At 37.3% G+C, this 6,793-nt stretch carries 9 protein-coding genes; 8 read left to right on the forward strand and 1 reads right to left on the reverse strand.

The window, feature by feature from the left end; genetic code table 11:
• The first annotated feature begins 139 nt into the window (after window positions 1-139).
• The 3 genes from HMPREF9075_RS02250 to HMPREF9075_RS02260 are packed head-to-tail and all read left to right on the forward strand — an operon-like array spanning window position 140 to window position 2,989.
• The gene (locus tag HMPREF9075_RS02250; RefSeq protein ID WP_009414874.1) at window positions 140-766 is read left to right on the forward strand and encodes a TetR/AcrR family transcriptional regulator; all 627 of its coding nucleotides are present in this window, start codon (window positions 140-142) and stop codon (window positions 764-766) included.
• Complete coding sequence (locus HMPREF9075_RS02255; protein ID WP_009414875.1) at window positions 763-1,620, forward strand: S9 family peptidase; 858 nt, start codon at window positions 763-765, stop codon at window positions 1,618-1,620. Before HMPREF9075_RS02250 ends, HMPREF9075_RS02255 begins: the two co-directional genes overlap by 4 nt.
• A 31-nt stretch (window positions 1,621-1,651) precedes the next feature.
• A complete protein-coding gene (locus tag HMPREF9075_RS02260) occupies window positions 1,652-2,989 on the forward strand; it encodes a TolC family protein (protein WP_009414876.1) in 1,338 nt (445 codons plus the stop codon).
• Between the two features lie 53 nt (window positions 2,990-3,042).
• Here HMPREF9075_RS02260 and HMPREF9075_RS02265 read toward each other — a convergent pair whose 3' ends face one another.
• Entirely contained in the window at window positions 3,043-3,996 is a 954-nt protein-coding gene (locus HMPREF9075_RS02265) for a hypothetical protein (protein ID WP_009414877.1), read from the reverse strand.
• A gap of 124 nt (window positions 3,997-4,120) precedes the next feature.
• On the opposite strand from HMPREF9075_RS02265, the gene HMPREF9075_RS02270 reads away from it, so the two are divergent.
• The 5 genes from HMPREF9075_RS02270 to HMPREF9075_RS13060 all read left to right on the forward strand — a co-directional run.
• Entirely contained in the window at window positions 4,121-4,471 is a 351-nt protein-coding gene (locus HMPREF9075_RS02270) for a CidA/LrgA family protein (RefSeq protein WP_009414878.1), read from the forward strand.
• Window positions 4,468-5,160, forward strand: coding sequence for an LrgB family protein (locus HMPREF9075_RS02275; protein ID WP_009414879.1), 693 nt, complete (start codon window positions 4,468-4,470; stop codon window positions 5,158-5,160). The genes HMPREF9075_RS02270 and HMPREF9075_RS02275 overlap by 4 nt, the downstream gene beginning before the upstream one ends.
• A gap of 129 nt (window positions 5,161-5,289) precedes the next feature.
• The gene (locus HMPREF9075_RS02280; protein WP_009414880.1) at window positions 5,290-5,826 is read left to right on the forward strand and encodes a DUF4136 domain-containing protein; all 537 of its coding nucleotides are present in this window, start codon (window positions 5,290-5,292) and stop codon (window positions 5,824-5,826) included.
• An 11-nt stretch (window positions 5,827-5,837) separates the two neighbouring features.
• Window positions 5,838-6,377, forward strand: a complete 540-nt coding sequence (gene pncA / locus HMPREF9075_RS02285) for a bifunctional nicotinamidase/pyrazinamidase (protein WP_009414881.1) — start codon at window positions 5,838-5,840, stop codon at window positions 6,375-6,377.
• Between the two features lie 112 nt (window positions 6,378-6,489).
• A partial coding sequence (locus HMPREF9075_RS13060) for a tetratricopeptide repeat protein (RefSeq protein WP_009414882.1) occupies window positions 6,490-6,793 on the forward strand: 304 nt, incomplete at its 3' end.

Consider the following 6,793-nt stretch of genomic DNA (forward strand, 5'->3'; position numbering starts at 1 on the left):
GGCACAGCCGAGTATGTGACGAAGGATAAGCGAAGGAAAGAGCCGAGTATGTGACAAACAATAACACCTCAAAAAAAAAGAATATAGAAAACTTTTTTTGTTTATTAAGTTTTTTGTAGTACCTTTGCCCCCAAAATTAATGAACCCTATGAAACAAGAAATAATAAAACGTGCTATGGACGACTTTATGCAGTATGGATTCAAAACCTTTACAATGGACGACTTGGCACGAAAACTCGGTATGTCTAAAAAAACACTCTATGAGTACTTCCCCTCCAAAAACGACCTCGTAGAAGCCTGCTTAGATTATGCCTTAGATATAACTGTAGCCAAAGCCGATACTTTTCTGCAAGGTGAACATTCCCTTATAGAAAATGTATTCCGCAACCAAAAAAAAGTGAAAGATATATTCAATTTCAACAGCGTTCGCCCCATTTGGGAACTAAAAAAATACTACCCCAAAACCTACGAACGTATGGAAGCCGAATTTACTAAGTGTGATTACCTATTTGTAGATAAAATTTTAGAACAAGGCTGGAGCGAAAACCTTTTTAGAAAAAATATTGACCTCCAATTCTTCAAAATCTTTTACGTACAAGTACAACGTTTCAGTTCTCTTACCGATGTCTTTTCTGAAAACGATTTCTCTCTTTGGTATATCAATCACACAACGGTTGAATATATATTCAGAACATTGGTAAATCAAAAAGGATTAGAAGAGTTAGAACGCGTATTACAAAAACTTAGAGAAGAAAAAATAATATGAAAAAAATCTTATACACCCTCTTAGCACTGCTACTTGCAGCCTGTGCCAAAGAACCCACCCAAGCACAACAAAATAACAACAAAAACGTACCCTTAGTAAAGGATGTACAGCAAATATCCTATCAGAGTAATGACGGCAAGCAAATTACTATCTATGGCGAAATCATAGCACCTAAAGACTATCAGCAACGCCAATTACCCTTAGTAATTCTATCAACAGGCTTTGGTAGTAGTTTAGATTTTGTAGCCAACCCCTATGCCCAAAACATAGCAGAAATGCAATGCGTAACCTACAGCTTCGATTTCTACGGAGGCAATGACGGAAGCCGTAGTGGGGGTAGTATGACCGAAATGTCTCCCTTTACAGAAGCTGATGACCTTACCGCCGTGTTAAACTACCTACGCGAAAAACCCTTTGTAGATAAAAACAATATCTATCTATTTGGTTTTAGTCAAGGAGGCGTAGTATCCTCAATTGTAGGGACTCAAAACCCCGATAAACTAAAAGGAATGATACTGATAAACACCGCTTTTATGCTCTTTGATAATGCACGAAACGCATTCCCTACCATCAGCCATATCCCCCCTACAAGCACCTTCCTCGGTAAAACTATTGGTAAAGTATATTTTGAACGCGCCCTCAGTTATGATATTTATGCCGAACTACCAAAATTTAATAAGAAAGTGCTCATCATACAAGGCGAAAAAGACAATTTAGTGCCCTTGCAATGTGCTCAGCAAGCCCAACGCACTTTCCCCAATGCAACACTGAAAATAATTCCCAATGGCGGACATATATTTACCAATAAGCAAAACGCTATCCTAATACCCTATATCAAAGAATATCTAAAATAAACAACAAACGCCTAAAATAATAAGAAAAACAATGAAAAAAATCATTACAAGCATCTTAATAGGTAGCTTTAGTGCTATAAGTATAGCACAAAATAAAGAACTAACCCTACAAGAGGCAATACGTTACGCCTTAGAACACAAAGCCGATGCCGAAAAAGCCCGCTTAGATGTCAAAAAAAGTGAATACCAAATACAAGAGGTACGCGCCAATGCCCTGCCCAATCTCTCAGGTACAGCCGCTATGGTACACAACCCCAAGTTGCAAGCTACCTATATTGATGGTAGTGCCTTCGGTTTTCCAGGGAGTGAGCCTCTAAAAATGGAAATGGGACAAAAATGGACAGCAAATGCAGAAGCTAAACTTACCCAAGTACTTTTCAACCAAGCTGTTTTTATGGGGCTAAAAGCAGCGCGCACCACCCGCGAATTTTATATGCTCAACCAACAGCTTACCGAAAACGATATTATTGAAAAAGTAGCCAAAGCCTACTATCAAGTCTATCAAACGCGCCAAACATTGCAAAACATAGAAGCCAACCTTGCTCTTACTGAAAAAACAGCAGGAGTAGTAAAAGGACTCAACGAAGCAGGCTTAGCTAAAAAAATAGACCTCGATCGTACTACAGTGGCTATCAACAACCTCAAATCAGCAAAACAACAAGCCCTCAACGGACTGCAACTTACTGAGAATGCACTCAAATATATGATAGGAATGCCAATGAATGAACTCATTACACTCCCCAAAGAAGGTTTTGAAGCTAATTACGACCTCGCTTTTGAAAAAAGTAGTACCAGCAACCGTATAGAGCTACAAGTGCTCGAAAAACAAAAACAACTCTTAGACTTGAATGTCAAAGTAAAACGTGCAGCAATCTATCCTTCATTAGCCTTGCAAGCTACTTATGGTTATTTGAGTATGGGACCCAAAATGCCTATCGTTTATGGCAAAAAAGATAAAGTCTATGGGGCAGACTATTCGGCTATTACTTTAGGGCTCAATGTACCTATTTTCTCAGGTTTTGGCAACACTGCTAAAATACGCCAAGCACAAATTGAAAGTCAGGCTTTAGAAGCTACCCTCAAAGATACCCGTCTTGCTATGGATTTAGCTCAAGAAAACGCCCATAGCCAGCTAAGCAACAACCTCCTTACGATAGAGTCTCAAAAAGAAAACGTAAAATTAGCTGAAGAAGTGCTCCTCAATACCCAAAATAACTATCAGCAAGGCTTAGCTTCCCTCACCGATTTGTTAGATGCTGAACGCTCGCTATCAGACGCTAAAAATAACTATACTAACGCTCTTTTAGACTATAAATTAGCCGAAATAGAACTGCTGAAATCACAAGGAAAACTACAATCTATAAAATAGAAAACAAAAAAAGCTGCCCAAATTAGGCAGCTTTTTTTGTTTTTATGTATTTCCTATTTCAATATCAATTCAGATGTTCCCACTTCGGCTAAGCGGTCATCATATACGGTGATTTTATACGTTCCTTTTTCAAAATCTTTAGTAGCTTTGCTTATAAAATCACACACATCTACACTCTTGTTACTGTAAATAAACTTGGTAGCAGTACTATAACGGATACTTACTCCTGCTTTGCTTTGTTCTTCATTAGCTCCTAATACAGCCCCCGAAGGCGCACTCACTTTGATGTAGAAAAATCTATTGCCTTTTTTAGCTATTTTATTGCCTTCTACAGTAAAGCATACCCGTATTTTATCGGTAGCACGTGCCTTTTCTGTTATTTTGTTTTTAGAGCCTTTCACCCCTTCAGCTACCAATTTAGCTATTTGTAGTGCAGCCCCCTCATCTACTACCTCTTTTAGCTTTTTAGCCTGTTGCGTAAGTGAATCGAGCTTTGCCGAACGGGCACTCAGCTGGGTAGAAATACTATCTAAGTTCTTGCGAATGCTCCTATTCACTTTTAATAGTGAGTCATTCTTTTTTAATAAAAAGTCGCGTTCTTTAGCAAGTGCAAAAGCTTGATTTTTATATCTTGCCAATGCCGATATATTTACCTTCATCGCCTGCAACGAGTCTATGTATTTCCTAATTTTGTTGCGCGCTTCTAGCAAGTCGCTACTCACGTTTTTGTTCTCATCTACAACCCTGTCATAGCTGTTCTTGAGTGCTTTTAGCTCGTTTTCCACTTGTGTTTTCTGTTTTTGGAAGTCCAGCTCAGTCGCTTCCTTGTCTTGATAAAGCGAATAGGTGTAATACCCCAAACCACCTGTAGCTAAGGCTAATAATAGAATGATAATCTTAGAGAAAACACCGCCCCCTTTAGGTGGTTCTTCATCAGTATTAATTCCCGAATTGTAAGCAGGGAGTCCAGCATTTTTGGTAGTAGAAGATTCGTTGTTATTGCTCATAATGTTTAACTAATTTATTGGTGCAAAGGTAGTAATAAAAAAATACAAACAAAAAAAATTAACTTTTTATTTGCATTTGAAAAAGATATATTACTTTTGCATCGTTTTTTTAAGATTACTAACAATGATTATACGTTATTTTGCCATTATTTTTGGTTGTTTGGGTATAGGTGAATTGATAGTAGCCCTTACCCATATTCCTTTCCCTTCAAGTATTATAGGGATGCTTGTTCTCACGCTTGCCTTACATTTTGGCTGGATTAAACTTCAGGCTATCAAAGCCCTTTCAGATTTGTTAATCTCTAATTTAGGTCTCTTTTTTGTGCCTCCAAGCATTGGTATTATGGCTTACTTCAAGCAAATTGGACAAAACTTTTTAGCCATTTTTCTCTCTATCATCATCAGTACTGTAGTGGTGATAGTTGTTACAGGACACGTGTATCAATATCTACGCAAAAAACTTAAACTAAAATGAAATCAATTGCTGAAAATCAGGTGTTGCTATTGGCAATTACCTTTATTCTTTATTACGGAATATTGTTGTTGCAGAAAAAGTATAAATCAGTATTCCTAAATCCCGTATTACTCACTGTAATAGTACTTATTTCATACCTCACTATTTTTAATATATCGCCAACTAAATACGAAGAAGCAGGACAGTATATAGATTTTTGGCTAAAACCGTCTATTGTAGCACTTGGGGTACCACTTTATCTACAAATTTCTAAAATCAAGAAACAGCTGATTCCGCTGATAGTTTCACAGTTTGTAGGAAGTCTTTTTGGAGTTCTTACAGTATGCCTCGTAGCTAAATGGATGGGGCTGGCAGATGATATTGCTATTTCATTAGCACCCAAATCGGTTACTACGCCCATTGCTATTGAAGTTACTCGTATGCTGCACGGTATAGAACCTATTACCGTAATGGCTGTGATGACTACAGGCTTTTTGGGGAATATCTTTGGCATTTCACTCCTTAGCTGGTTTCACATCAAAAGCCCTATGGCAAAAGGTATTTCATTAGGTACCGCTTCGCACGCTTTGGGTATTATGGCAGCGTTTAATTTGAGCGAAAAATACGCTGTTTATGCAAGCTTAGGAATGATATTCAACGGGATTTTTACAGCACTTATAGCCCCTACTGTAGTACATTTGCTGTTTTAGAGTTAGTCTTTAGCCTTTAAGCGTTAGCTTGAGGTATCTGCCAATGACCTACAACTAACCTCTAACGGCTAAAACTGGCACAGATTTTGCACTTTTTACTATAGAAAAAAATATTAATTTACAGTAAATATGAAAAGAGTAACCCTTTTAGTAGTCAGTCTATTAGCAATGATAGTTACTTCTTGTGCAAGTATCTACGTAACTACCGATTATGACAGCCAAACAGATTTTAGCACCTATAAAACCTTTGCTTTTTTCAAAGAAGGTGTAGATAAAGCAGAAATCTCCGACTTAGATAAAAAGCGTATTTTGCGCGCTATTGAAGCCAATCTTTCCCAACGAGGAATGACCCTTTCCGAAACCCCCGATATACTTGTAAATATATTCACACGCGAACGTGAAAATATAGATGTATATGACAATTATTCACCCTATTATTGGGGTTGGGGGATAGGCTACGGACCCTTTTGGGGTGGTGCTAACTATAGTGTAAGCCGAAATTCTGAAGGTATCTTGTATATAGAAATCATTGATGCCCAAAAGAAAGAACTTATATGGCAAGGCAAAGGAGTAGGCTATTTGCCACAAAACCGAGAGCGTAAAGAAGAAGCTATTAAAAACTTCGTAAATAAAATATTAGAAGAATATCCTAATAAAAATAAATAATTAATTAAATTATGAAAGCACTTATTATCGTTGATGTACAGAATGATTTTATGCCTACAGGAGCTTTGCCTGTACCTAATGGAGATGAGGTAGTTCCTGCTATTAATGCCGAAATGAAAAACAATTACGACCTGATTGTAGCTACCCAAGATTGGCACCCTGCTAATCATAAGAGTTTTGCGAGCAATCACCAAGGAAAAAAGCCTTTTGAGGTGATAAAATTGGGCGGAATTGACCAAATTCTTTGGACAGACCATTGTGTGCAAGGAAGTTTTGGAGCTGAATTGCATAAAGATTTAGATATTGCACCCATAGCAGCTGTTTTTCGTAAAGGAATGAATCCAGAGGTGGATAGTTATAGTGCTTTTTTTGACAATAACAAGCAAAACCCTACAGGATTACACGGTTATTTGCAGGAAAAAGGCATTACTGAACTTGTGATTTGTGGCTTAGCAGGTGATTTTTGTGTGGCATATAGTGCTGAAGATGCCCGTAATTTAGGCTATAAAGTATCTCTTTTTGAAGCAGGAATTAGGAGTATTGGTTGTTAACGAATGCACTATATAAGCTCCAAATACAAATGGAAAACAACTGTTTGAAAAAAGTGAGTATAAGAAAAAATTGAAACTAAATATAAAATAGAAACCATAAAAACAACTACCAATGAAGAGATTTATTCAATTTATATTTTGTTTGCCTACTTTTATGATGTACTCACAACAAGTAGATATAAAAAGCTTGCTTAAGCAAGCTGAAGCGGGACTGGTAATAGCACAAGGAAGTTTGGCTATAGAGTATTATACAGGAGAGAATGTAGCAAAGTCATATGAAAAAGCATTTTATTGGGCACAAAAGGCGGCTTTACAAGAAGAGGTTAATGCTCAAAATTTGTTAGGACTTTTCTATGAAGAGGGGGTTGGTACTACTCAATCGTACGAAAAGGCTTTTGAATGGTATCTAAAAGCAG

Source organism: Capnocytophaga sp. oral taxon 332 str. F0381, assembly GCF_000318275.2.
Classification (GTDB): domain Bacteria; phylum Bacteroidota; class Bacteroidia; order Flavobacteriales; family Flavobacteriaceae; genus Capnocytophaga; species Capnocytophaga bilenii.

Coding starts and splice junctions, on each gene's coding strand:
- HMPREF9075_RS02250 (WP_009414874.1), top strand. CDS start 140: ATGAACCCTATGAAACAAGAAATAATAAAACGTGCTATGGACGACTTT.
- HMPREF9075_RS02255 (WP_009414875.1), top strand. CDS start 763: ATGAAAAAAATCTTATACACCCTCTTAGCACTGCTACTTGCAGCCTGT.
- HMPREF9075_RS02260 (WP_009414876.1), top strand. CDS start 1,652: ATGAAAAAAATCATTACAAGCATCTTAATAGGTAGCTTTAGTGCTATA.
- HMPREF9075_RS02265 (WP_009414877.1), bottom strand. CDS start 3,996: ATGAGCAATAACAACGAATCTTCTACTACCAAAAATGCTGGACTCCCT.
- HMPREF9075_RS02270 (WP_009414878.1), top strand. CDS start 4,121: ATGATTATACGTTATTTTGCCATTATTTTTGGTTGTTTGGGTATAGGT.
- HMPREF9075_RS02275 (WP_009414879.1), top strand. CDS start 4,468: ATGAAATCAATTGCTGAAAATCAGGTGTTGCTATTGGCAATTACCTTT.
- HMPREF9075_RS02280 (WP_009414880.1), top strand. CDS start 5,290: ATGAAAAGAGTAACCCTTTTAGTAGTCAGTCTATTAGCAATGATAGTT.
- pncA (WP_009414881.1), top strand. CDS start 5,838: ATGAAAGCACTTATTATCGTTGATGTACAGAATGATTTTATGCCTACA.